Source organism: Streptomyces sp. NPDC101776 (genome assembly GCF_044766845.1).
Taxonomy (GTDB): Bacteria; Actinomycetota; Actinomycetes; order Streptomycetales; family Streptomycetaceae; genus Streptomyces.
On sequence record NZ_JBIWMV010000008.1, the window covers coordinates 13,261 to 37,088 of the forward strand.

Sequence of the window (23,828 nt, forward strand, 5' to 3'; positions counted from 1 at the left end):
CGCAGACACGAGGAGCCCCGTATCACCATGACCACGACCACATCCGAGCAGACCATCGCCGACGCCCGTGAGCGGATCGACGCCCTCGACGACCGGATCATCGGGCTGATCCAGGAACGGGTCGCCGTGTCCGCCGTCGTCCAGGACGCGCGGATCGCCTCCGGCGGGCGGCGGGTGAGCCTGAGCCGGGAGAACGAGATCCTCAGCCACTACAGCGACGCGCTCGGCCGACCCGGCACCTCCCTCGCGATGACACTGCTCGAACTGTCCCGGGGGCGGATCTGAGTTCGAGCGCCGTCTCACCCGTACGGCGCGTGACCGCCCCGCGAACCCCTTCGTTGGGGGTGGTGTCCGTGCCAGCCAGGGGCGGGCCCGAAAGAACCACGCGTGGCTCGGCTGGGGCGATGAGACGTACGGATCGTGCCGTACGTCGTGGGACCTCGCTCCAGGGTCGTGACCGGACGGCAGGGGACAGCAGCCCGGTCACCCAAGAACGGACGGCTCCGGGGACGCCCGGGGCCGCCCGGCGGAAAATGCAAAAATGCACAAAGCCGGACCGAACGGTTGCGGAGGCCGCGTCCATCCAGCACGATGCGTAGAAAGCCTCCGGGTGTCCCACGTACTCCCGGACCGAGTACTCCCGGACTCCCAAGTCCCCGCGCACACAACTGCATTGGCTGCCTCACCGCAGTGCACCGTCCTACCGCCAAAGGTCGAGACCAAGCGTGCGCCCCGTGCGCGCCGGGGCGCCGACCCAGGGCATCCGAGACAAGCGGCGCAACCCCCCGGCGCCGCTCCCAGGCACCGGCGCTGCCCTGACGTCGGTGCTGACGGAGAAGGGCCCCGCGGCTCCGTCCCGCGGGGCCCTTCGCTTGCCCTGCACCACACCTCGGGTACGACTCAGCTACGGCTCAGGTGCGGCTCACCGTCCCGCACGACTCGTTCTCGCCCTCGCCGATCTCCCGGCTGCGGTCGTACGGGTCAGTCGTCGGGCCGGACGGCGTGGCGCCCGTGGGCTCGTCCGAGGTGAGGTCCGAGGTGAACTCGGGGTGGAAGTAGCCGTCGTACACGTCGCAGGCGCTGTTGCCGAAGTCCGAGTCGTAGTGGACGACGTTGAGGCGGCCCGGGGTGACCTGGTAGCGCGCGGGGTCGAGGAGTTCGAGGTCGATCACGCGGCGGACGATGGTGCGGGCGACCTCGGTGGAGCCGTCGGTGCGGACGAGCGGGTAGACGAAGGTGTAGTCGGCGTGCACCTCGACACCGGAGCGGCTGTTCGTCTTGAAGGTGATACGGCCGCGGGTCTTCACGACGTCGCCGACGAGCCGAATGTCCTTGGAGTTGAAGCGGCTGAAGAGCAGCAGGGGGTTGTGCGTCTCGGTCGGGGTGCGCAGGGACGTGTTCAACTCGTCCAGCATTCCCGGCTGTTGGGGGTCGAGTATCCCGAGCGCGGTGGTCGGGCGGGCGCCCGCGATCGTCTTCGGGTCGAGGTTGGCGGCGACGAGGAACTTCTCGGTCTGCTGGAGGGCGAGTTGGACCCGCGCCTTGGAGAGCGCGCCCACGGCCTTCGCCTTCGGCAGGACGATGCCGGCCGCGCCGTCGGCCCAGTTGAGGGCGGGTGAACCGGCGAACGGCCGGTCCAGAGTGGGGACTTCGGGGTCCACGGCGGAGGGCGCGGCGGTCGGGGCGGCGGTCTCCGGCGCGAGCGGGGAGGCCGCGGCGGCGCCGGCGCCACCGGTGCCGTTCCCGTTTCCCTTGCCGAAGGGGTCGCCGGGTATGAGCGAGGGCTTCATCGCGACCACGGCGACGGCTATGGCGAGCGGAAGACCGAGAACGGCCCACACACGGCGCCTGCGTGCGGCCCGCCCGTTCATCTCCTGCCAGGCGGGACCGGTCCGCCAGCCCTCGGGCTCGTGGCCCTTTTTCTTACCCTTGCCCTTACTCTTCGCCTTGCTCTCGGCCTCGCTCCTCTTCAGGCGCTCGGTCACCTCGCGGGCGCGGGCGGACGGTTCCTTCGGGGCGGAGGCGCGGATGTCGCGCTCCGTGTCGCGGGCGAACTGTTCCCAGACATCGTCGGGGATCTCCGGGTTCGAGGACGGTTCCTCGGCAGGCTTGTCAGACACGTCCCCAAGTTCTAGACGTTCCGAAAGCCCGTTCACAAGGAGAACTCGGGTGTGACACAGCCCACATAAGAATCTGGTGAGAGTGGGCACAACCGTTCGCATGCTTCCCGGGTCTCACCTGCATAACCAAGGGTCACAGCCGCGCCCCACACGCGGAGCCCTCCGCTCAGGGTGCTGCGCTGCCGCAGTACACCGGACTTCTCGAGGACTTCATGAAGCTTCGCCGTGCCATGGCCGCGGCCGCCGCGACGGCCGTCATCGCTCCGCTCGCTCTGCTGTCCGCGCCGGCCGCGTTCGCGGAGGACTCGGCGTCGCCGACGCCGACCGACACCGTGAGCGAGACGACGTCGCCGACCCCGACGGACACGACCTCGGCGACGCCGTCCGACTCCACCTCGCCGACCGGCAGCACGCTGCCGAGCGACTCGACCACGCCCTCGGCGAGCGACAGCGAGACCACGTCGGCCACGCCGACCACCTCGGGCGAGCCGAGCGACGAGCCCACGGACCCGGACGTGCCGTTCTGCGAGGACCTGGACGAGGACTTCTCCGACGCCAAGGTGTCCGCGGACATCAAGGGCCTGCCGGGCAAGATCGTCGCGGGCGACGGCTTCCACAACTTCAAGCTGACCGTCACGAACGAGTCGAAGACCACGGTCGACGGCGTCGCCTTCTACGCCGAGGTCGAGAACTTCGAGTTCGACGAGTCGAAGTTCCTGAGCCCGTACGTGGACCTGGAGTTCAAGAACCCCGACTCCGGCTCCTGGGACCGCATCGGCGACGACGACTGGGCCGGTGACTACTTCTTCTACGTCGACGCCCTGAAGTCCGGGAAGAGCGAGACCGTCGACCTGCGCGTCAGCATCAGCGCCAAGGCCCCGGCCGGCGACGCCTACTCCTTCGGTTCCGGCGCCTACCTCGACAACGTCAAGGGCCAGGACTGCATCGCCGAGGGCTGGGCCGAGTACGACTTCGAGGTCCTGAAGGCCGGCTCCAGCAACACCGACCCGGGCACCGCCACCCCGGGCGACGGCGGCAAGGACACCTCGGTGAAGAAGCCGCAGGGCGAGGTCTCCGACCTCCCGACCGGCAACCTCGCCGAGACCGGCTCCAGTTCCGCGCTCCCGGTGATCGGGCTCGTGGGCGGCGCGGCGGTCGTCGCGGGTGTCGGCACGGTCGTCATGATGCGTCGCCGCAAGGCCGGAGAGAGCGCGTAACCCGTAGCTCGCTCGACGAAGAAGGACCTGCGCTCGGAGGGGGGCGCAGGTCCTTCTGTCCGTACGGCCTGTCTCTACGTCAACTACCGCTTGTCTTTTACGACTTCGGCGGCACCGTCGGCATCCCCAGGAACGGCAGCCGCAGCGCGCCGAACGCGCCCTCGGGCACGGCCGGTCGGTGCGGCTCCACCGCTTTCAGGCGTTCGTACGACAGCCCCTGCTCCGGACGCGGGTCGGGCTCACCCTTGTTGGGCCAGTACGACATCGCGCGCTCGGCCTGCGCGGTGATGGTGAGGGACGGGTTGACGCCGAGGTTCGCCGAGACCGCCGAGCCGTCGACGACCGAGATGCCCGCGTGGCCGTAGAGGCGGTGGTACGGGTCGATCACGCCGGTCTCGCGGGAGGCGCCGATGGGGCAGCCGCCGAGGAAGTGCGCGGTGAGCGGGGTGCCCATGAGTTCGCCGACGTTCGAGCCCGCGAAGCCGTTGATCTCGGCGGCGATCGCCACCGCGCCCTCCGAAGCCGCCCTGATCTGCTTGGGGTTGGGGGCGCCGTGTCCCTGACGTGCCGTCAACAACCCTTTCCCCACGCCGTCCGGTTTCAGGTACGTCGTCAGGGAGTTGTCCAGCGACTGCATCACCAGGCCGATGATGGTCCGCTCCGACCAGTGCCGGTTGGAGAGCGAACGCAGGACCAGGAGCGGGTGGCGGGCCGCGTTCGCCAGCCAGGCCAGCGCCCTCGACGAGCCCTCCGCGTACGGGACTTGGAGGATGGAGAGACCGCCCATCGAGTTGGATCCCCTGCCGTAGCGGACCGGTTCGATGTGGGTGTTCTCGTCGGGGTGGATCGAGGAGGTGATGGCGACTCCGCGCGTGAAGTCGACCCTCGGGGTGCCGGTCGCCTTGCGGTAGCGGCGGTTGTTGGTCTGCGCGCCGACCAGCGCCTCGGAGTTGGTGCGGGTCAGCTCGCCCAACTTCTCGGAGAGGTACGGCAGTTGCCCGCCCGCCTTCATACGGTGCAGCAGGGTCTGGGTGCCGTAGGTGCCGGCGGCGAGGACGACCTGGCGGGCCTTGAAGGTCCTCCCCTCCGACGCGCGGCGCGCGTCCGTGGGCAGGGTCGCCACCGCGTAGCCGCCCTGCGAGTCGTCCGTGACCGACACGACCGTCGTCATCGGGTGGACCACCGCGCCCGCCTTCTCGGCGAGGTAGAGGTAGTTCTCGTTGAGGGTGTTCTTCGCGCCGTGCCGACAGCCCGTCATGCACTCGCCGCACTCGGTGCAGGCCTTGCGGGCGGGGCCGGCGCCGCCGAAGTACGGGTCGGCCACCTGCTTGCCGGGCGCGGCCTTGCTGGTGCCCTTGGCGTCCTCGCCGTCGCCGAAGAAGACGCCGACGGGGGCCATGTGGAAGGTGTCTCCTACGCCCATCCGCTGGGCCGCAGCCTTCAGATGGACGTCGGACGGGGTCATCGTCGGGTTGAGGCGTACACCGAGCATGCGGCGGGCCTGGTCGTAGTACGGGGCCAACTCCTCTTCCCAGTTGGTGATGTCGCGCCACTGGGGGTCTTCGAAGAACGGCTTCGGCGGGACGTACAGGGTGTTGGCGTAGTTCAGGGAGCCGCCGCCCACGCCTGCGCCGGCGAGGACCATGACGTTGCCGAGGAGGTGGATGCGCTGGATGCCGTACAGGTTGAGCCTGGGGGCCCAGAGGTAGTTCTTGAGGTCCCAGGAGTTCTTGGGGAGCGTCGTGGGGGTGAAGCGGCGGCCTGCTTCCAACACGCCTACGGTGTAGCCCTTTTCGGTCAGGCGGAGGGCGGTTACCGAGCCGCCGAAGCCGGAACCGACGACGAGGACGTCATAGTCGTAGGCATCTTGCGACAACGTGTTCTCCTCATTGAGATTCGCTGCGGGTCGTGTGTGGCTGGTCGCGCGGTTCCCCGCGCCCCTAGAAGCAAAGACCTCTACCTGAGCCGGAATGCCTTCATCACGCGGAGACTCCTGCTCATGAACTGGGCGTACGCCTCGTCCGTCATTCCCAGTGACGGAGCCATGGGCAACAGCCGTTGCTGGGCGACCGTTTGGGCCTCGGTGTACTTGAGGATGCCCTCGGAGCCGTGGCGGCGGCCCAGGCCGGAGTCCTTCATGCCGCCCATGGGGGACTGGACGCTGCCGTAGGCGGAGGCGTAGCCCTCGTTGATGTTGACCGTGCCGGTGCGGAGGCGGGCGGCGATGGTGCGGCCTCGGCCGCTGTTCTTCGTCCAGACCGAGGAATTGAGGCCGTACGGCGTGGAGTTGGCCTCCTGCACGACCTCGTCGTCCGTCTTGAAGCGGTAGACGGAGACGACCGGGCCGAAGGTCTCCTCGGCGCAGACGGACATGGGGGCCTCGACGCCGTCGAGGATGGTGGGCTCGAAGAAGTACGGGCCGATGTCGGGGCGGGCCACGCCACCGGCGACGAGCTTGGCGCCCTTGGCGACCGCCTCGTCCACGTGCCGGGTGACCGCCTCCAACTGCCGCTCCCCCGCGAGCGATCCCATGTCGGCGCCGTACGCGAGGGCCGTGCCCAGGCGCATCGCCTTCGTGCGGGCGGCGAAGCGGTCCAGGAAGGTGTCCGCGATCGACTCGTGGACGTACAACCGCTCGATGGAGACGCAGAGTTGGCCCGCGGAGGAGAAGCAGGCGCGGACCGCGCCCGCCGCCGCCTTCTCGATGTCGGCGTCCTCCAGGACCAACATGGCGTTCTTTCCGCCGAGTTCGAGGGAGACGCCGACCAGACGGCCGGCGGCGCTGCGCGCGACCTCGCGGCCGGTGCGGGTGGAACCGGTGAAGGAGACGTAGTCGGCGTGCTGGACGACCTCGGGGCCGACGACCGGGCCCTCGCCGAGGACGATCTGGAAGACGTCGGCCGGCAGGCCCGCCTCGATGAGGAGGTCGCGGGCCCAGAGCGCGGTCAGGCAGGTCTCGGTGTCCGGCTTCATCACGACCGCGTTGCCCGCCGCGAAGGCCGGGAGCGCGTCGCCGACGGAGAGTTCGAGCGGGTAGTTCCAGGGGGCGATCTGGCCGACCACCCCGCGCGGGTGGCGGAGTTCGGTGACCTTGGTGAGGGTCGGGACGGCGCCGGTGTGCCGCTTCGGCTTGAGGTAGGCGGGGGCCTTGCGGCCGTAGTGGCGGGCCGCGACGGCGACGGCCTGCACCTCCTCGTGCGCGTGCAACCGCGCCTTGCCGGTCTCCAGTTGGATCAGGTCGAGGACCTCGGCCTGGCGGGCGAGGACGAGATCGTGGAAGCGGAGCAGGACCGCCGCGCGCTGCCGTACCGGCGTCTGCTCCCACAGTGCCTGCGCGGCGCGGGCCGCGTCGAAGGCCTTCGCCACGTCCTCGGGGGTGGACTCGGGCAGGTCGGCGAGCTTCTCGCCGGTGAACGGTGAGTGGTTGGCGGTCCGGCCGGAGCCGACCACACCCTTCGTGAGCTGGGCGACCAGCTCCGGGGTCACCACGTCGGCGGCGGTACGGGCGCCTGTGGGGGCCGGCGCGAGGGGGTTCGTGCCGGTCGTCGTTTCCGTACCGGTCTTTTCCGGGGCCTGCGAGTCCGTCATGTGCGGCAGCGTATGCCGCCACGGGGGCTTTGGGTACCCGTCGGTAATCGGGTTTCACCGGGCATCCACATCACGCCAGTGATCACTGGCAACAAATGCGCTGATCAGGGCGTTGGTAAAGGATGATCACCGGCTGGTCAGTCCTTCGCGAGGGTCAGCCGGTCGCGGGCGCCCTTGAAGAGGGCGGTGCCTTTCTTCTCGTCCGGGGTTCCCTTGGGCATGTCCACGCGCAGTTCGTACATGCGGTGGTCGGCGGTACGGATGACCAGGGCCATGGCGCGGGTGAGGACACCCGACTTGTCGTAGGTGGTGTCGGCGAGGACGGCGTCCTTGTTCCCCCGGAAACTGGTGCGCGTGTAGTGGGGGTCTGAAGTGTTCTCGCCCCAGGACCGGGCTTCGGTGAGCGGCGAGCCGGGAGCCTTGTCCCATTCCGTGAGGCGGACGCGCAGGGCATTGGTGCCGTAGGTGACGATGCGGCTGCCGGATGCCGACTGTGTCTCGAGAAGCCGGTACTGGGATGGAAGGGTGAGGACCGCGTCCATGCCCTCCCGCTGGTGAGCGGTCCAGGAGTCCTTGCCGAGGAGGTTCTCCACAACGGTGCCGAGGACGAGGCCCGCCACGAGGAGTACCCCGAGGGCGATGAGAAGCGAACGGCGGCGAAGGCGGCGGGACTTGGGCTGCGGAACTGGGTCGTCGACGGTGGCACTGGAGGCCTCCGTGTCAGGCACCGCGTCCTGCGGAACGGCGATGACCGGCGGCTCCGGTACGTCCTTCCCCGCCGCCACCGCCTCCAGCACCACCCCCACCTCCTCCGCCCCCGGCCGCCCCTCCGGCTCCCGCGCCAACAACCGCAGAACCAGCGGCGCCAGCGGCCCCGCCCGGGTCGGCTCGGGTGGGGCGCCGGCGAGGATCGCGCCGAGGGTGGACTCCACGGTGGCACGGCGGAAGGGGGACGCTCCTTCCACGGCCGCGTACAGGAGGACGCCCAGGGACCACAGGTCGGAGGCCGGGCCCGCGCCCGTGCCCGACATGCGCTCGGGGGCGATGAACTCCAGTGAGCCCACGAACTCGCCGCTGGCGGTGAGGGATTCCTCGCCCTGGATGTGCGCGATGCCGAAGTCGGTGAGGACGACGCGGCCGTGCGGGCCGAGCAGGACGTTGGCGGGTTTCACATCGCGGTGCACGATCCCCACGGCGTGGGCGGCGCGCAGGGCGCCGAGGACCGCGAGGCCGATGCGGGCGGCCTCGGCGGGGGCGAGGGGGCCACGCCCGAGCAGTTCGTGCAGGGACTCGCCGCGGACCAACTCCATGACGATCCACGGGAGTTGTTCGTCCTCGATGACGACATCGTGGATGGCCACGGCGGAGGGGTGGTCGACCCGGGCGGCGGCGCGGGCCTCACGGTAGAGCCGGTGGGCGGCGCGCTGGAACTCCTCGTCCTCCGGGTCGCCGGGCAACCGCGGTTGTTTGACGGCGACTTCACGGTCCACGAGTTCGTCGAACGCACGCCATACGGTGCCCATGCCGCCGGAGCCGATCCGTTCGAGCAACCGGTAGCGACCGCCGACCAGCCGTCCGTCGCGCACCTGTTCGCCGACTTCGCTCATGCCCCATCAGTACCGTGCCGGGTGCGGCCTTGTCGACGCGCGTCCTACTTCCCGAGCACCAGCGTGTCGCCGGCCCGCCGCACCCGCGCGACACCCGTGCCGCCGAAGTGCGCCGGAATCACCAACTCACCTTCGTCCGCCGCCCGTTCGAGCACGCGCCGCCGGCTGTGCACGGCCTGCCGGGGATCGAGGCAGAAGCAGCTGCTGCACTCGGGGTGCGGGATCTGGACGGGGCTGTGGAGCAAGTCCCCGACGAACACGGCCCGTTCGCCGCCGGAGGCGACCCGGAGGACGGACGAACCGGGGGTGTGCCCGGGCGCGGACTCCAGCGTCAGATGCTCGTCGACGCGGTACGTGCCGTCCCACAGGGTGACCGACCCGGCCCGGTGCACGGGCGCGACGCTGTCCTCGTAGGTCAGGCGGTCGTCGGGCCGTACCGCGCCGCCGTAGTCGTTGTCGGGCCCGAAGTGGAAGTCGTCGGCGGCGGGGACGAGGTAGCTGGCTCGGGGGAACATCGGCTCCCAACTCCCGTCCACGTCATGGGTGTTCCAGCCGACGTGGTCGCCGTGGAGGTGCGTGTTGACGACCACGTCGACGTCCTCGGGCTCTACGCCGGCCCGCGCCAGCCGCCCCGGGAGGTCGCCCTGGCTCATGTGGAACAGCGGATTGCCGGGCCGCTCCCGCCCGTTGCCGACCCCGGTGTCCACGAGGACGGTCCGCCCGGCGCTGCGCAGCACCCAGGTCTGGAGCGCCACGACCGCGCGGTCGCTCTCGGGGTCCCAGTGGTCGGGGGCGAGCAGCTCGCGGTTCTCCTGCCACACCTCGGGGGCCAGGTCCGGGACGAGGGTGCGGGCGGGGGCGAAGGGCCGGTGCCACTCGACGACGCGGACGACTTCGACGTCGCCGATCAGGAAGGTCTGTGTGTTGTCCTCGGTCATGGAAGCGAGCTTAGGAAGCCACTGGTGAGTGTCTCAATGCGTGAAAGACTCTCTTGGATACGCATACGACTCACCAGCGCTCCTCTGGCGTACCGTCGACCCATGGATGTGGTGAGCGACGCGATCTCCGCCGTACGGACCGGGCAGCCGTCCTCCAACCGGCTGCTGGTGAACGGCAGTTGGTGCACTCGGCTCGCGCCGTACGAGGGTGCCGGGTTCCATGTCGTGCTGGCGGGCGGTTGCTGGCTGCTGCCGGACGGCGGCGGCGAGGCGGTGACGCTGGGCGCGGGGGACGTCGTCCTGCTGCCGCACGGAGCGGGACATGTGCTGGCGGACTCGCCCGGCGACACGGCGCGGGCGGTGCCGTTCGAGGAGATGCGCCGGCCGGCCGGGGGCGGGCGTGCGGTGGAGTTGCTGTGCGGGAAGTACCGGCTGGACCGGAGCCGGACGCATCCGCTGATGGCGGAGCTGCCGGAGGTGGTCCATCTGCCGAACCGGGTCGGTCTCCATCCCGAACTCCGGTCTGCCGTGGACCTGTTGGCGAACGAGCTGGACGAACGGCGGCCCGGGGCCTGCCTGGCGCTGCCGAGCCTCCTCGACCTGCTGCTGATCTACATGGTGCGGGCGTGGATGTCCGAGGCGGAGACCGGCAGTTGGCCCTCCGTGCTGAACGACCCGGTGACCACGGCCGCGCTACGGGCCCTGCACTCGGACCCGGCCGCCCCCTGGACCAACGACCGGCTGGCCGCGGCGGCGGGCGTGTCCCGGGCGACGCTGGCCCGCCGGTTCACCGCGCTGGTGGGGCGGGCGCCGATGGCGTATCTGACGTGGTGGCGGCTGACGTTGGCGGCGACGCGGCTGCGGGACACGGACGCCCCGCTGGCGGCGGTGGCGCGGGAGGCGGGGTACGGCAGCCCGTACGCGCTGTCGCACGCGTTCAGCCGGGAGTTCGGGGTGACGCCGGGGAAGTACCGGGTGTCGAGGGGAGGTTGAGGGTGATGGCGGAGAAGTGCCGGGAATCGGGGGGAGGTTCGGCGGGCGCCCGTGGCCAGTCGCCGTCGGGATCGGGCTCGTCGTCGTAGTCCTCCGCGAGCCGGAGCCCCAGGTCGGACTCCCATTCCAGGGCCCAGCGCCGCAGTTCCGCGATCTCCCGCGCGTCGAGGCCATGGGCCGCGAACTCCTCGTCGCTCACCCAGACCACGCTCTCCAGCCGGTCCCGCAGCCCGAAGAGGTCGAAGTCGGCTCCCGCGTCGCGCAGGCCCAACTGCTCCATTTCCACCGGGGAGTAGCGGCGGCGGGCCGCGTACACGTCGATCACGTCGCACGGCAGACCCCGGTCGCCGAGCGCGCGCACGCTCATGACCGCGAGCTCGGCGTCCGTGCCGTCGCTCACAGCGTGTCGATGTCCAGGTTCGCGATCGCCGCCCGCGCCACCTCGCGGCCACGGGCCGTGAAGTCGCCCTTGCCGGGGTAGCTGACGGTGAGCCGGTACATGTCCCCGGCGGAGGACTTGTAGTAGAGGATCCTCAGCTCGCGCGGGAGGGGGTTCTGGGTGTCGTCGGAGTCGTACGTGACCGTGTTCTCGGCCGAGGGCCGGCCCTGGTACGTGCCGGTCGGCTTCGGGACGGTCTTCGCGGCCTTGCCCATGTCGAGGTCGACGCTGCCGTTGGTCTTGAAGTCGCCGTTGTCCGAGTACATTTCGGCCGCCGCCGAGTCCTTGATGTAGCCGTTGGTGTCCTCGGACTTCTTGTCGAGGCTCAGGAAGACCCAGATGCTGCCGCTCGGGTCGGTGTACGTGACCCAGTGGCTCTTGTCCGACGTACGGTCGGGGGTGCTCTGCCTGTACGCGGCCGGGACGGCGAGCGTCGCGGCCACATCGGACACGTGGTGTTTCTTCCAGTCGCCCGGCAGCGGCTTCGCGAACGGGTCGGCGACCACCACATACGCGGCGGCCACCGCGACCGCGACGACCACGGCACCGAGCCCGAACCACGTCTTGCGTCCCAACCGGCGTCTCCCGCCGGGTCTTTCGACGTACCGCACCTCCTGCGTCGACGCCGGAGCGGGCGGGTTCGCCACCGATTCGAGTACGGCACGCACCCGGGCCGCGTTCGGGCGGCTCGACGGGTCCTTGGCCAGCAGGCCGGTGATGAGGTCGGCGAGCGGGCCCGGCGCCGAAGTCGGGGCCGCGGGAGCGGCGTTGAGGACCGACTGGAGGGTGGCGGGGGTGTTGCTGCGGCGGAACGGCGAGACGCCCTCCGTCGCCGCGTACAGGACCACGCCGAGGGACCAGAGGTCGGAGGCGGGGCCGGGTCGCTGCCCCAACACCCGTTCCGGCGCGATGTATTCGGGCGAGCCGACGAAACCGCCGGTGTCCGTCAGGTTGGTCTCGCCCTCGATCTGGGCGATGCCGAAGTCGGTCAGGACGACCCGGTCGTAGCGGCCCAGCAGGACGTTGTCCGGCTTGACGTCACGGTGCAGGACGCCCGCCGCGTGCGCGGCCTCCAGCGCGCCGAGCACCTGGAGGCCGATCCGGGCCGCGTCGCGCGCGTCGAGGGTGCCCTCCTGCAACGCGTCGCCCAGCGAGCGGCCGGTCACCAGTTCCATCACGATCCACGGCTGACCGTCGACGACGGCCACGTCGTGCACGTTCACGACGGCCGGGTGGTCGAGCCGGGCCGCCGCGCGGGCCTCGCGGCGCATCCGCTCGAACGCGTTGGAACGTTCACGTTCGGGAAGATGGTCCGGGACGCGCGGCTCCTTCACGGCAACCTCGCGGTCCACCGTCTCGTCCTGGGCGCGCCACACCGTGCCCATCCCGCCGTGCCCGAGCTTGCCGAGCAGCCGGTAGCGACCGGCTATGAGCCGTCCGGTGCCGGGGTCCGGCGCCGGGTCGGGGGTCCGGGCGGGCGTCGCGTAGGGATTGTCCGGGTGCGGCACCTGCACCGGCACGGCCATACGCGGGTTCGGCGGCTGCGGAGCCGACGCCTGGGCCGATGCCTGCGGAGCCGGTGGTTGCAGAGCGAAACTCGTCGGCTCGTCGGCTCCGTGTCGGGCTCCCCCGTCGCTGCTCATACGTCCATCCATATCGCGGCGACCGCTCCCGTATCCACAGGGAACGCTTTCCGGTCACACACCCGTGACTCGAACCGTCACCTATCTCCCCTTTATGACGGTACGAACGTGTCCAGCGCGACGTCGAAGTACTCCTTCGCCTCCCGCACCTTCCCGACCGGCGCCGACACCCACACGTCGTACATCCGGCCGTCCTGCTCCCAGCACAAGTCGTACGTGTGCCGGGGTCCCTCCGCCGTGCTGAAGCCGTTCCAGCTGAACTCCCAGAGCGCGGCGGGGTGTCCGTAGTGCGTGGTGTCGGTGACCTTGCCGTCGTGGTAACCGGGGTTCGTGTCCGCCCCCTTGGCCGCCGCGCTCTTCATCACCGCGAGCGGACCACCCGTCTCGGGGTCGGTCATCTTGATACCGAGGCGGAAGGTCTCCCCCGGCGACATGTAGAAGATGCGCTCACCCTGCGGCACGCGCACGAAGTCCTCCGGTACGGCGAGGGCGAAGCCGTCGGGGTCGTGGGCGATGCGGTAACCGGAGGGCGCGGTGGGCGAGTTGGCCGTAGCCGAAGAGGACTGCGAGGGGGACGGGGATGGCGTGCCGGTGCGCGGGGACGGGGATCGCGTCCCGGTACTCGTGGACGTCAGCGGCGCCGAACTCGCCGGCGCGGCGGCACCCCCGTCCCCGTCCCCGCGCATCAGGAGTGCGGCGGCCGACACCCCGGCCCCCGCCATCGCCGCGACCAGCAACGCGGCCACGAGCACTCCGCGCGTGGAACGGCCGGGCGGCGACTGCTGCTCCGCCGTCGCGGAGGGCGCGGGGGCCGGTGGTGGTGCCGGGGTGGCCAACTGCCTCTTCGGTACGTCCCGTTGGGTCGGTGTGTAGCCCGGCGCCGGGTGCGCCGTAGGGCCGGCCGGGGCGGCGTTCGGGGTGCGCCCGGTGTCCAGGAAGGCCCGTAGCATCCGCTCCGCCTCCGCCGCCCCCAGCCGCCGTTCGGGATCCCGTTCGAGCAGTCCTCGTACGACGGGCAGCAGCGGCCGGACCTGTTCGGGCGGGCGGATCTCGTCGACGACGACCGCGTGCAGGATGCCGCCCAACGAGTCGCGCCGGAACGGCGATTCACCGCTCAGCACCGTGCACAGCAGCGCGCCGAGGGACCACAGATCGGACGCGGGACCGGTCCGCGCGCCCGACATCCGCTCCGGCGCGGTGTACTCGGGCGAGCCGACGAACACCCCGCTCTCGCTGAGCGTCGTGGCACCCGCGACCTGCGCGATACCGAAGTCGGTCAGGACGACCCGGTCGGAATCGGCTCGGCCGGGGTCGGTCCGGTCGTCGGCCGACTCCAGCAGGACGTTCGCCGGTTTGATGTCCCGGTGCAGGACACCCGCCGCGTGCGCCGTACGCAGCGCCCCGAGCAGGGCGATCCCGATCCGCGCGGCCTCGGCGGCGTCGACCGGACCGCGGCGGGAGATCCGGTCGGCGAGCGAACCGCCACCGATCAACTCCATGACGATGTACGGCCGTTCGTCCTGCTCGACGACGTCGTGCACGACGATGATGTGCGGGTGCCGCAACTGCGCGACCGCCCGTGCCTCGCGCAGCGTGCGGTCGCGGTGCCGGCGGGCCTCCTCCTCGGAGAGGGTGTCGTCCTGGGCGACCTCCTTGACGGCGACCTGCCGGCCCAGGAGTTGGTCGGTCGCCCGCCACACGATGCCCATGCCACCGCGCCCGAGCCGCTGCTCCAGTCGGTAACGCCCGGCGATCACCCGGACGTTGTCCCCCTCGGTCCCCATGCGCACCATCATGACGCAACCGGAAGCCGTCAGCCCGAGGCGGGACTCCAGCTCTGCAGGACCGACTTGAACTGCGCGCTCGTCGTGGCCCAGTCGGCGGCCGGTGACGACATGTAGATCGCGTACTCGATCCCGTCACGTGACATGTACGTCTCCTCGATGGCGCGTCGCGGCCCCGGGTAGGGGGTGTCCTTCGCCTGCGCGGTCCAGGTGTAGTCCCAGAGCGAGCCCGAACGGTCGCGGTAGGTGTTCGCCTCCAGGGTCACCCTGTTGTAGTCGACCAGGCGTTGGAGCTGCACTTCAAGGTCCAGCTGGTGGTCGTACGCGGTGGGGAAGTCCGGTGTGGCGTCGATGGCGATGCGGACGAAGTGCTTCCCGTTGTCGGGCGTGTAGTCGACCTGCTTGATGCCGCCGCTGTCGCCGTAGACCTTCCGCGACCAGCCCTTGGGGAGCGAGATATCGAAGCCCCAGGGGTCGTGGTGGACCTCCCAGTTGGCGGGAAGTGAGCCCTGTGCCGGGGTCGAGGCCGTGGCGCTGCCGGAGGGGCTCTGCGAGATGGTGGCGCCGGGGGTCGTGCCCGATTCCCGGTCCTGGTGCCACTTCTGCAGCCCCAGCGCCGTACCGCCGCCGACGAGCGCGGCGAGGACGACCACCAGGACGACCGAACGGAACCGGCGGCGCTTGGGCGGGACGAGCTGGGCGGGCGGGACCGCCGTACCGCCGACGAGAGGTGTGTGGTGGGTGGCCGACCCGGTCGCCGACGGGTAGGGCGTCGCACCCGAGGCCCCCGGCGGGTACGGCGCCCCTCCCGAGGCCATCGCCGCGTAAGGCGTCGCGCCCGAGGCCCCCGGCCCGTAGGGCGTCGCGCCCGTGCCGGGTGTGTCCTGGGTGAGGCTCCCCGCCCGTGAGCCCACGTGCTGCGTCGGCAGCCACTCCTGCGCCGACCGCGGCCGACGCCCCTCGGCGGCCTCCGCGAGCATCTGCTCGGTCTGGTCCGCGTCGGGCCGTAGCGCGGGGTCCTTGTTCAGCAGCGCGGCGATGACGGGCGCGAGCGGGCCCGCGTACCGCAGTTCGCCGGCCTCCTCCTCGACGACGGCCTGCATCGTGGACAGCGGCGAGGTGCGGCGGAACGGCGAGCGGCCCTCGACGGCCGTGTAGAGCGTGGCGCCCAGCGCCCACAGGTCGGAGGACGGTCCGGGGTCGGCGCCGCGGACGCGCTCGGGGGCGAGGTAGTCGACGGAGCCGACGACCTCTCCCGTGCGGGTGATGGTGCTGTCGCCCTCGATCTGCGCGATGCCGAAGTCGGTGAGCAGCACCCGGCCGTCCTGCCCGAGCAGCACGTTGCCCGGCTTGACGTCACGGTGCAGGACGCCGGCGGCGTGCGCGGCGCGCAGGGCGCGCAGCACCCACATACCGATACGCGCGGCCTCGGCCGGCTCGATCCGGCCCTGCTCCTTGACCTCGTCGGCCAGCGAGTTGCCCTCGACCAGCTCCATGACGATCCAGGGGCGGCCGTCGTGTTCGAGTACGTCGTGGACGGTGACGACGGCGGAGTGGTTGATCCGCGCGGCGGCGCGCGCCTCGGCGCGGGTGCGCGCCAGAAGTCTCGGCTGGTCGCTCTCGGACACATAGAGCGCGGCCGTCAACTCCTTGATGGCGACGGCCCGGTGGAGCACCTCGTCGTGGGCACGCCACACCCGGCCCATGCCGCCGCTGCCGATCGATTCGGCCAGCCGATAGCGCCCCGCGAGGAGCAGGCCCTGCATCTGATTCACGTTTCCCCGCAATGCTCTTGACAGGCTCAGCGTAAGGACCGGCCCTCCGACAGGGAACCAGCGGGGTACCAAGGAGACCGCACTGTGACGGTTGTCGCTTCTGCGCCCGAACGGGAACCAAGGGGCTACGGCGAGCCGCTTTCGCGGGTCACCCGGTGTACTGGTAGGTCGACGACGCCTGCTCGTACAGCCGTGTCACCTCGTCCCGTTGGGCCTCCGGGCCGCGTATCTGCACGACGTGGTAGCGCCCGTTGATCAGGAACGCCATGTTGCGCACGAACAGGTCGCCCACCTGACTGTCCGTCCAGGTGAACTGCCCCTCGGCCATGGTCTTTCCGCCCACCGTGATGGTCCGCAACCCGGTCGCCGTGGCCCAGCTGGAGTCGCGGTAGGGCTGCAACTCCCGTTCATTGTCCCGCTGATACACCATCGGGTCGCTGCCGTACGTCGCGGCACTGTCCCGCCCCGGCACGACGATCAGCTCGAAGTCGCCGTGCGAGTAGACGACTTGGCCGCTCCCGTTCTTCGGCGTACGGGTCCAGCCCTTGGCCACGGCGATCTGGAACCCGGCGGTGTCCTTGCGCAGCACGAAGCCGTCGGCGACGTTCGAACCGGTCTGGGTCTCGGTCGAACTCGCGGATTTGGAGGGGGTACTGGGGCTGCTCGGTGAGGTCTGGTCGGGCTGCGGCTGGCTGCTCGCCTCGGCCGAGGGCTGGCTGGGCGCGGGGCTGACGTCCCCGGCGGACCCCGTCCTGTCCCCCTGCCCGGCGCCGGTGTTCTCCCCGGACTTGGGCAGGAAGAGCATGGCGTAGGCGACGGCACCGGCCAACAGCAGGAATATGAGGATGAGCAGGGTCCGGCCCAGCCGCCGGGGCGACCCTTCGACCTCCTGCTTGGCCCGCTTGTGCCGGCCGTGCGGACTGGTCGCGGGCAGCCCGGCCCGGCGCCTGCGCACCAACTCGCCCCGCCTGCGCACGATCGGCAGCCGCCGGGGGTCGGTCGGCGGGGTGGCGACGACGTATGTACCGGCCTCGGGCTCGGGCGCGGAACGCACCAACGACCGCAGCCAGCCCCGCAGTTCCTCGAAGTCGAGCCGCTCGGTCGGGTCCTGCCGCAGCAAGGACTCGACGACCGGCCGCAGCGGCCCGCACTCTTCCGCGAACGCGGGGGGCTCCGCGCACACGAGTTGCACGAGTTCGGCGGTCGCCTCCTCGGGATACGGCGCATGCCCCTGCACGGCCCGGAAGAGCAGCGCCCCGAGCGCCCACAGATCGGTGGCCGGCCCGATCGGCGCGGCCAACTGCCAGTTCTCATGTACCGGCACGGCCTGCTCAGGCGCCCACCGCTCGGTGACGGGCCCCACGACCGTCATCCGCACCTGCCGCGCCCGCTCGGCGGCCAGCGCGGTGGCGGGGCCCCGACGAGCGGGGGCACCTGCGGAGGCGAGGTCGTCCCAACGGGCCGGAGTGTGGGCAGAGTTGCCGGGGTCGGGGGCAGCTGGGAGGTGGGGGGTGTGGGAAGTGGCGCCGGGGAGTTGGGCGTTGGCGGCGGAGTAGTGCGGGTTGCCGGCGGAAGCTTCGGCGGAGTAGCGGGTGCCTCCGGTTGAAGCGTCGGCGGGAGAGTGCGGGTTGGCGGGGGAACCGTCGCCAGGGAAACGGGAGTTGCCTGCGCCGGCATCGCCAGGGAAGCGCGGGGCGCCTGCGGGGCCCGTACCGGGCTGGTCGGCGGCCGTGAGCGCGCCGTAGGCCGAGGGGTCGTCACCGTAGGGGCGGGCGGCTCCGCCGTGGAGATGGGGGTCCTCGCCGCGCGGGTTGGTGTCTCCGCTGTAGGACGAGGCCTCTGCACCGTGTGGGCGGGGCGCTCCGCCGTAGGCCGCGTCGTCTCCACCGTAGGACGAGGTGTCCGCGCCGTGCGGACCGGCGGCTCCGCCGTAAGGCGACGCCCCCGCGCCCTGCTGACGAGCGCCTCCGCCGAAGGCTGCCGGGGCATCAGCGCCGTAGGTCGGTGCGTCCGGGCCGGGGAATGTGCCCGTTCCGCCCTGGGGCTGTGTGCCGGTGTCGGTGCTCTCCAGCGGAGGGAAGGGGCGGTCGCCCTGTGTCGTCGGGTCCGGGACGCTGGTGCCGGGGCGTGGTGCGGCGCCGTGCCAGGCGGTGTTGCGGACGCCGTAGGGGTCGGCTATCTGGCCGGGGGGCGTGGTGCCGGCCGTGTGTTCCACGCCGGTGTACGGCAGTTGGGCCGAACCGTTGGCCTGGGCGGCGCCGTGGTCGCCCTCCACCGCGGGCCGGGCACCGGGCAGCGCCGGGCGCCCCGGCTGGGTCTCCTGCACACGGGCAGCGGCTCGCGCGCCCGCCCGGTACGCGGCGATCGCCCCGGCCCGCGCGGCCCGGACGTCACCGCCCGCCTCCGCTTCCCTGCGGGCCAACGCGGCGGAGGACCCGCTCCCGCCACCGCCCTCCACACCGACTCCGGGCAGCCCTCCGGCAGCCCGCGCCTCGATCGCCGCCCGCCGAGCGACCTCGGGGTCCACACCACCGGGACCTGCGGCAGCGGCGGCCGCACCGGCGCCGGTTCCGCCACGCGCGCCCCCGAAGCCGATCGCCCCGCCACCACCGGCGCCGCCTCTGCGGGAGTCACCGGGGAGCGCAGGAACCGTAGAGCCGCCGGGAGTTGTGGAGCCGGCCGCTGCCGCCGAACCCGAGGGAGAGGGGGACCGAGAACCGCCCGGAGCCACCTGCCCCGCGGGAGCCCTGGAACCACCCGGAGCCATGAAGCCGGCCGGACCCGTCGAACCTCCGGGGGCCGTGGAACCTCCGGGGTGCCTGGAGCCGCCCTGCGCGCCGGGCCCCGCGGGCACGACCGTCCCGCCGCCAGATCCCGTCCCCGCTCGACCGCCGAACTGCCCCTGCGCGCCGCCGCTTTGCTGCCCCGGCGCCCCACCATCGCGCTGCCTCTGAGGCCCGACCCCGAACTGCCCCTGGGCCGTGCTCTTGTGCTGCCCTTGCGACCCGGGCCCGTCCTCTCCGTCCTGGACCGGCACCGGGTCGTAGCCGCACAGTGCCTCCTCCGCCGCTCCGACCGCGAGCCCGGTCAGCATCACGCGGCCGTCGTCGCAGACGAGCACCGTGCGCGCGGTGATGTTCCGGTGCACCCAGCCGTGCGCGTGCAGCACCCGCAGCGCCATCAGGACGTCGGACGCGACCTCGGCCGCCCGGTACGGCGACAGCGGCTTCTCGACGAGCAGCGCGGACAACGGCTGGGCGGACACCAGTTCGCTCACTATCCACAGCGAACCGCCCTCGGCGAACACGTCGAAGACCTGGTCCAGCCGGGGATGATCGGGGATCCGCGCCGCGGCCTGCGCGGCCTCGACCGCACGCCGTACCGCCGGATCGGTGGGCCGCCGCGTCGCGGTCCGCGCCGCGGTAGGCCGTCGTGCCCCGCGGTCACGCGCCGTGAACCCGTCGGGCAGTCCGTCCTCGCCGAGCACCTCCGCCTCGACGACCTCCGGCAACGGCACCTGGCGTACCAGGACTTCCTGCCCGCTGTAGGTGTCGAAGGCCCGGGACTCGGTGAGTTCGTACTCGTCGGACGGCGGCAGCGGCAGGCGGTAGCGGTCGGCGAGCACCCGACCCGCATAGTCGTCCACGTTGCCTCCCCCGGCCGCCCGGTTGGTCAATTCCGTTCGCCTTGCGCCCCGTTCCGTCTGCATACCTGGATGCGTACGGTCCGCAACCACTCACGATACGTGCCGGAGGCAACCCGCAAAGAGGGGTTGACGGATCTGGCGCGCCAAACCCGAACCCACCCGCCTCACGACTTCGGTTCGAACGTCTTCGTCAGGGTCGTCCAGGTGTCCTTACGGAGTTCACTGTCCCAATTGGCCGCTTTCGCGGTGTACATGAGCGCGTATCCGAGATGACTGTTGACGACGAACCCGCGGTCGATCGTGCGGTACTTCGTCCCGCCGTCCTCATAGGTGAACTCCCAGTCGGCCGTGTTCCAGCCCCGGTAGTCCACCCCCGCTATTCGGATCCGCGTGTACCCGGAGCGCGTCATGTACTGCTCCTGGTTCTTCCAGTCCGCCACCGGATTGCTCTTCGGCGTACTGGTCCAGGCGATCAGCAGCTTCTGCCCGTCGGGGCCGACCAACCGGACTCCGGCGGAGTCCGTCGACTGGTACGACCACCCGGCGGGCAGGCCTATGGAGAACCCCTGGCTCCCCTTGTACGTCTTCACGACCGCGGCGCCACCCGCGGAGTCGTCCGTCTCGTCACCGCTCCCGCCGGACGCGTTCGTACCGGTGGACGTCGATGTGCCGCTCGAAGCGGATGCCGACGTCGAGGAGTCGGCCTGCCCACCGCCCGTGCTCGCCGTGTCGTCGTCGTCCTTCTTGGTGTCGGTCCCGGAGCTCGCACTCGCGCTCGCGCTGGCGACCGTCTTGCCGCCGTCGTTCTTCTTCGACCCCTTCGAACCGCTGTCGTCCCCGCCACCGAGCGTGAACGCCAGCACCACACCGATCACCGCGAGCAGGATGACGACCGCGATGATCACCAACGTCCGCTTCGGCACCACATCCGTGAGCGGCGCCCTCGGCACCGACCGCGGCGGCAGATCCGGCGGCGTCATCACGGGCCACCCCGAACTCCGCCCGCCCGAACCGGAGTTGGCCGTCCGCGCACTCACCTCGTGCGTACCGATGTCCCTGGTACCCGAGTCCCTCAGACCCGGCTCCCGAAGCTCCGACGACTGCACGTCCGACGCCTGCGCACCCAGGTCACGCGTACCCGGGTCCGCCGCACCGGCCTTCGCCGCCGAGTCGGCAGCGGCACCCGCACCGGCCGCCGCACCCTTGCCGCCCTCGGCGCCCGAGCCGGTCGACGTCCCGGAACGGGTCACCGCACCGGAGGCACCCCCCGACCGAGCCGAGGGCACCCCGGGCGTCCGAGGCCCAGCAGCGACAGACCCGGATCCAGCAGGACCGGAACCAGCGGGCGCAGCACCAGCGCCGGCACCGGCAGCCGCGCCCTTCGCAGCACTGGAGCCATCAGAGCCACCGGCCTCCGAGGCACCCGAGCCACTCTTGCCCGAAGCACCGACCGCGCCGCCCGAACCAGTCCCGGCACCAGCCGCACCGGCACCGGCACCCGAGCCCGCACCCGAGCCACCAGGCTTACCGCCAGCGGGAGTTGAGGCCCCACCAGGACCCGAACCCGTCGCAGAACCCGAACCCGCGGCGGGACTCGGACTCGTAGCCGAACCCGGAGTCGTAACGGAACCCGCACTCGATCCCGCAGCCGCCGAAGTCGCCGCCCCGGCCCCCGCCGAACCCCCCGCGGCCTTCCGCATGGACCGCAACGCCCCGCGCAACCGCTCGGCCCCCGCCGAACCCCCGCCACCGCTCTTCTTGCCACCGGACCCGGCCGAACCCGGCCCCGGTTGCGCGGGCAACGGCACCACCCTCGTGGCGTCCACCGCCGGCTCCGGCTCGGCCGCCTTGGGCTCCGGCGCGTGGATCACCGCGGTGAGCATTGCCCGGGCACCCGCGTCGTCGAGCCGCTGGGCGGGGTCCTTGTTCAGCAGGCCGTAGATGACGTCCTTCAACGGCCCGGCGTTCTTCGGCTCCTCCAACGGCTCGGTCATCACCGCGGTGAGCGTGGCGATCGCTGAACCCTTGTCGTACGGCGGTGCGCCCTCGACCGCCGCGTACAGCAGCCCGCCGAGCGACCACAGGTCGGCCGCCGGACCCGGCTTGTGCCCGCGGGCCCGCTCCGGGGAGATGTAGGAGGGCGCGCCGACGAGCATGCCGGTGGAGGTGATCGACGGGTCGCCCTCGACCTGCGCGATACCGAAGTCGGTGAGCACGACCCGCCCGTCCTCGGCGATCAGCACGTTCGACGGCTTCACGTCGCGGTGCAGGATGCCCTGGCGGTGCGCGGAGCGGAGCACGTCGAGTATCGCGAGCCCGACCTCCGCCGCGCGCCGCGGTTCGAGCAGGCCGTCCTCACGGATGGCCTCGGCGAGCGACTTGCCCTCGACCAACTCCATGACGATCCACGGCCGGTCGTCCTCGTCGACCACGTCGAAGACGGTCACCGCGCTGGTGTTGCGGATCCGCGCGATGGCCTTGGCCTCGCGCAACGTCCGAGTGATCAGCCGGCGTTTCTCGTCGTCGTCGATGCTGGACGGGAACCGCAGTTCCTTGACGGCGACCGTCCGGCCCAGGGTTTCGTCCTCGGCACGCCACACCGTGCCCATGCCTCCGCGGCCGAGCACTTCTCCCAACCGGTACCGCCCGGCGAGAAGACGCTCGTTCTTGTCCTGACGAGTGTCTTGACGGGATGTCCCCGCCCGCTCCGCCTCCGACATGCGTCCCCTCATGCAACCCGCCCTGACAGAGCCTCCATTGTCCCCCACCGAACAAGTGCCCAACGCCCAGGGGGCCTTTCCTTCTGCGCCGAAGGCACATCCCGTCGGATATCCGCCGCAGGTCACACAGCCAAGTGCTGCACGATGAGCCCCGAGAACGGAGGATCACGATGCCCACTCCTCGGACACTGCTGGCCATTCCGGTGTCCCTGGCCCTCCTCTGCCTGTCCCCGGTCCCCTCCCGGGCCCACCCGGCCACGACCACGAACGCCCTGGTCACACTCCTGGTCACCCGAGGCGGAGCCCCCGCGGCGGCACTACTGGCCCAGGACGGCACGGGCCCCCGCGGCAACCGGACCGGGACGGACCAGACGCGGGCCGGAACGACCCACGTACCGACCGGGACCGTCTACGCACAGGCCGCGACGGTCTACGCACAGGCCAGGACGGTCTACGCACAAGCCGGAACCGGCATCACCCGCGCCGACCACTTCCGCGCCGGCAGCATCACGAAGACCTTCATCGCGACGGTGATCCTCCAACTCGCCGCCGAACACCGGCTGTCCCTGTCCGACACGGTGGAGCGGCACCTGCCCGGTCTGGTACACGGAGCGGGCAACGACGGGCGCGCGCTGACCCTCCGCTCCCTGCTCACCCACACCAGCGGCCTGTACGACTTCACCGCGCTCACCGGGGGCACGATCCCCGTCTCCCCAACTGAGGCCGTCCGTATGGCCCTCACACACCCTCCGGCCGATCGCGGCCGCTTCTCCTACTCGAACACCAACTACGTGCTGCTCGGCCTGGTGATCCGACAGGTCACCGGCAATTCGTACGCCACCGAGGCCGAGCGCCGCATCATCGCTCCGCTGGGTCTGACGGGCACCTCCTTCCCGGGCTCCCGCACCGCTCTTCCGACACCGCACGGCCGCGCCTACGCCACCGACGGCTCCGACGTCACCGCTCTCGACCCGCGGGTGGCCGGCGCCGCGGGCGAGCTGGTGACCACGCTCACCGATCTGAACCGCTTCTACTCGGCCCTGCTCGGCGGCGGACTACTGCCCTCGCGCCGGCTGCGCGAGATGCTCAACACCCGTACCGCACACGGCTCGTACGGCATGGGTCTGTTTCCGGTGAAGCTGCCGTGTGGCATCACGGTGTGGGGGCACAACGGCCGGATCTCGGGCAGCTACGTGCGCACCGCAGCCACCGTCGACGGCCGGCATGTCCTCACCTTCCGTGTGAACACGAGCGAGGTCGCGGATCCCAGCCTCGAACCGGCCCTGCTCGCCGCCGAGTTCTGCCCCCGCACCTCGTAGAACGGCCGGGTTCCGGACAAAGATCCCAGCTCACGACAC

The 23,828-nt window shown here is 71.3% G+C and carries 15 protein-coding genes; 4 read left to right on the plus strand and 11 right to left on the minus strand.

Translation table 11 applies throughout. The annotated features are described in order from the left end of the window. Positions 1-27: 27 nt before the first annotated feature. Complete coding sequence (locus tag ACIRRY_RS24635) at positions 28-285, plus strand: chorismate mutase (protein WP_403976437.1); 258 nt, start codon at positions 28-30, stop codon at positions 283-285. A gap of 626 nt (positions 286-911) precedes the next feature. Here the strand turns inward: ACIRRY_RS24635 and ACIRRY_RS24640 are convergent. After that, entirely contained in the window at positions 912-2,120 is a 1,209-nt protein-coding gene (locus tag ACIRRY_RS24640) for a hypothetical protein (protein WP_403976439.1), read from the minus strand. A gap of 212 nt (positions 2,121-2,332) precedes the next feature. Here ACIRRY_RS24640 and ACIRRY_RS24645 point away from each other — a divergent pair, with 212 nt between their 5' ends. After that, positions 2,333-3,337, plus strand: coding sequence for an LAETG motif-containing sortase-dependent surface protein (locus tag ACIRRY_RS24645; RefSeq protein ID WP_403976441.1), 1,005 nt, complete (start codon positions 2,333-2,335; stop codon positions 3,335-3,337). A gap of 97 nt (positions 3,338-3,434) precedes the next feature. On the opposite strand, the gene ACIRRY_RS24650 is transcribed toward ACIRRY_RS24645, so the two are convergent. The 4 genes from ACIRRY_RS24650 to ACIRRY_RS24665 all read right to left on the minus strand — a co-directional run bounded on the left by ACIRRY_RS24650 (position 3,435) and on the right by ACIRRY_RS24665 (position 9,470). Then, on the minus strand, positions 3,435-5,213 hold the full coding sequence (locus ACIRRY_RS24650; RefSeq protein WP_403976443.1) for a GMC oxidoreductase: 1,779 nt from the start codon (positions 5,211-5,213) through the stop codon (positions 3,435-3,437). An 80-nt stretch (positions 5,214-5,293) separates the two neighbouring features. Beyond that, entirely contained in the window at positions 5,294-6,925 is a 1,632-nt protein-coding gene (locus ACIRRY_RS24655; protein ID WP_403976445.1) for a succinic semialdehyde dehydrogenase, read from the minus strand. A gap of 137 nt (positions 6,926-7,062) precedes the next feature. Next, positions 7,063-8,532 (minus strand): serine/threonine-protein kinase, encoded by a 1,470-nt coding sequence (locus ACIRRY_RS24660; RefSeq protein WP_403976447.1) that lies wholly within the window; start codon positions 8,530-8,532, stop codon positions 7,063-7,065. Positions 8,533-8,576: 44 nt separating this feature from the next. After that, a complete protein-coding gene (locus ACIRRY_RS24665; protein WP_403976449.1) occupies positions 8,577-9,470 on the minus strand; it encodes an MBL fold metallo-hydrolase in 894 nt (297 codons plus the stop codon). Positions 9,471-9,572: 102 nt separating this feature from the next. Here ACIRRY_RS24665 and ACIRRY_RS24670 point away from each other — a divergent pair, with 102 nt between their 5' ends. Then, positions 9,573-10,463 carry an AraC family transcriptional regulator gene (locus ACIRRY_RS24670; protein ID WP_403976451.1) on the plus strand — a complete coding sequence of 297 codons (891 nt, stop codon included), beginning with the start codon at positions 9,573-9,575 and terminating at the stop codon, positions 10,461-10,463. On the opposite strand, the gene ACIRRY_RS24675 is transcribed toward ACIRRY_RS24670, so the two are convergent. The 6 genes from ACIRRY_RS24675 to ACIRRY_RS24700 form a co-directional block, all read right to left on the minus strand. Beyond that, positions 10,408-10,863, minus strand: coding sequence for a hypothetical protein (locus tag ACIRRY_RS24675; protein WP_403976453.1), 456 nt, complete (start codon positions 10,861-10,863; stop codon positions 10,408-10,410). The genes ACIRRY_RS24670 and ACIRRY_RS24675 overlap by 56 nt on opposite strands. After that, positions 10,860-12,545 carry a serine/threonine-protein kinase gene (locus tag ACIRRY_RS24680; RefSeq protein ID WP_403976455.1) on the minus strand — a complete coding sequence of 562 codons (1,686 nt, stop codon included), beginning with the start codon at positions 12,543-12,545 and terminating at the stop codon, positions 10,860-10,862. Before ACIRRY_RS24680 ends, ACIRRY_RS24675 begins: the two co-directional genes overlap by 4 nt. Before the next feature lie 92 nt (positions 12,546-12,637). Then, complete coding sequence (locus tag ACIRRY_RS24685) at positions 12,638-14,329, minus strand: serine/threonine-protein kinase (protein ID WP_403976457.1); 1,692 nt, start codon at positions 14,327-14,329, stop codon at positions 12,638-12,640. A 29-nt stretch (positions 14,330-14,358) separates the two neighbouring features. Beyond that, complete coding sequence (locus tag ACIRRY_RS24690; RefSeq protein WP_403976988.1) at positions 14,359-16,095, minus strand: protein kinase; 1,737 nt, start codon at positions 16,093-16,095, stop codon at positions 14,359-14,361. Positions 16,096-16,252: 157 nt separating this feature from the next. Beyond that, complete coding sequence (locus ACIRRY_RS24695; protein ID WP_403976459.1) at positions 16,253-19,780, minus strand: protein kinase; 3,528 nt, start codon at positions 19,778-19,780, stop codon at positions 16,253-16,255. Positions 19,781-19,914: 134 nt separating this feature from the next. Then, positions 19,915-22,470 carry a serine/threonine-protein kinase gene (locus tag ACIRRY_RS24700; RefSeq protein WP_403976461.1) on the minus strand — a complete coding sequence of 852 codons (2,556 nt, stop codon included), beginning with the start codon at positions 22,468-22,470 and terminating at the stop codon, positions 19,915-19,917. A 170-nt stretch (positions 22,471-22,640) separates the two neighbouring features. Between ACIRRY_RS24700 and ACIRRY_RS24705 the strand changes: the two genes are divergently transcribed. Continuing rightward, complete coding sequence (locus tag ACIRRY_RS24705; protein WP_403976463.1) at positions 22,641-23,789, plus strand: serine hydrolase domain-containing protein; 1,149 nt, start codon at positions 22,641-22,643, stop codon at positions 23,787-23,789. Positions 23,790-23,828: the final 39 nt, after the last annotated feature.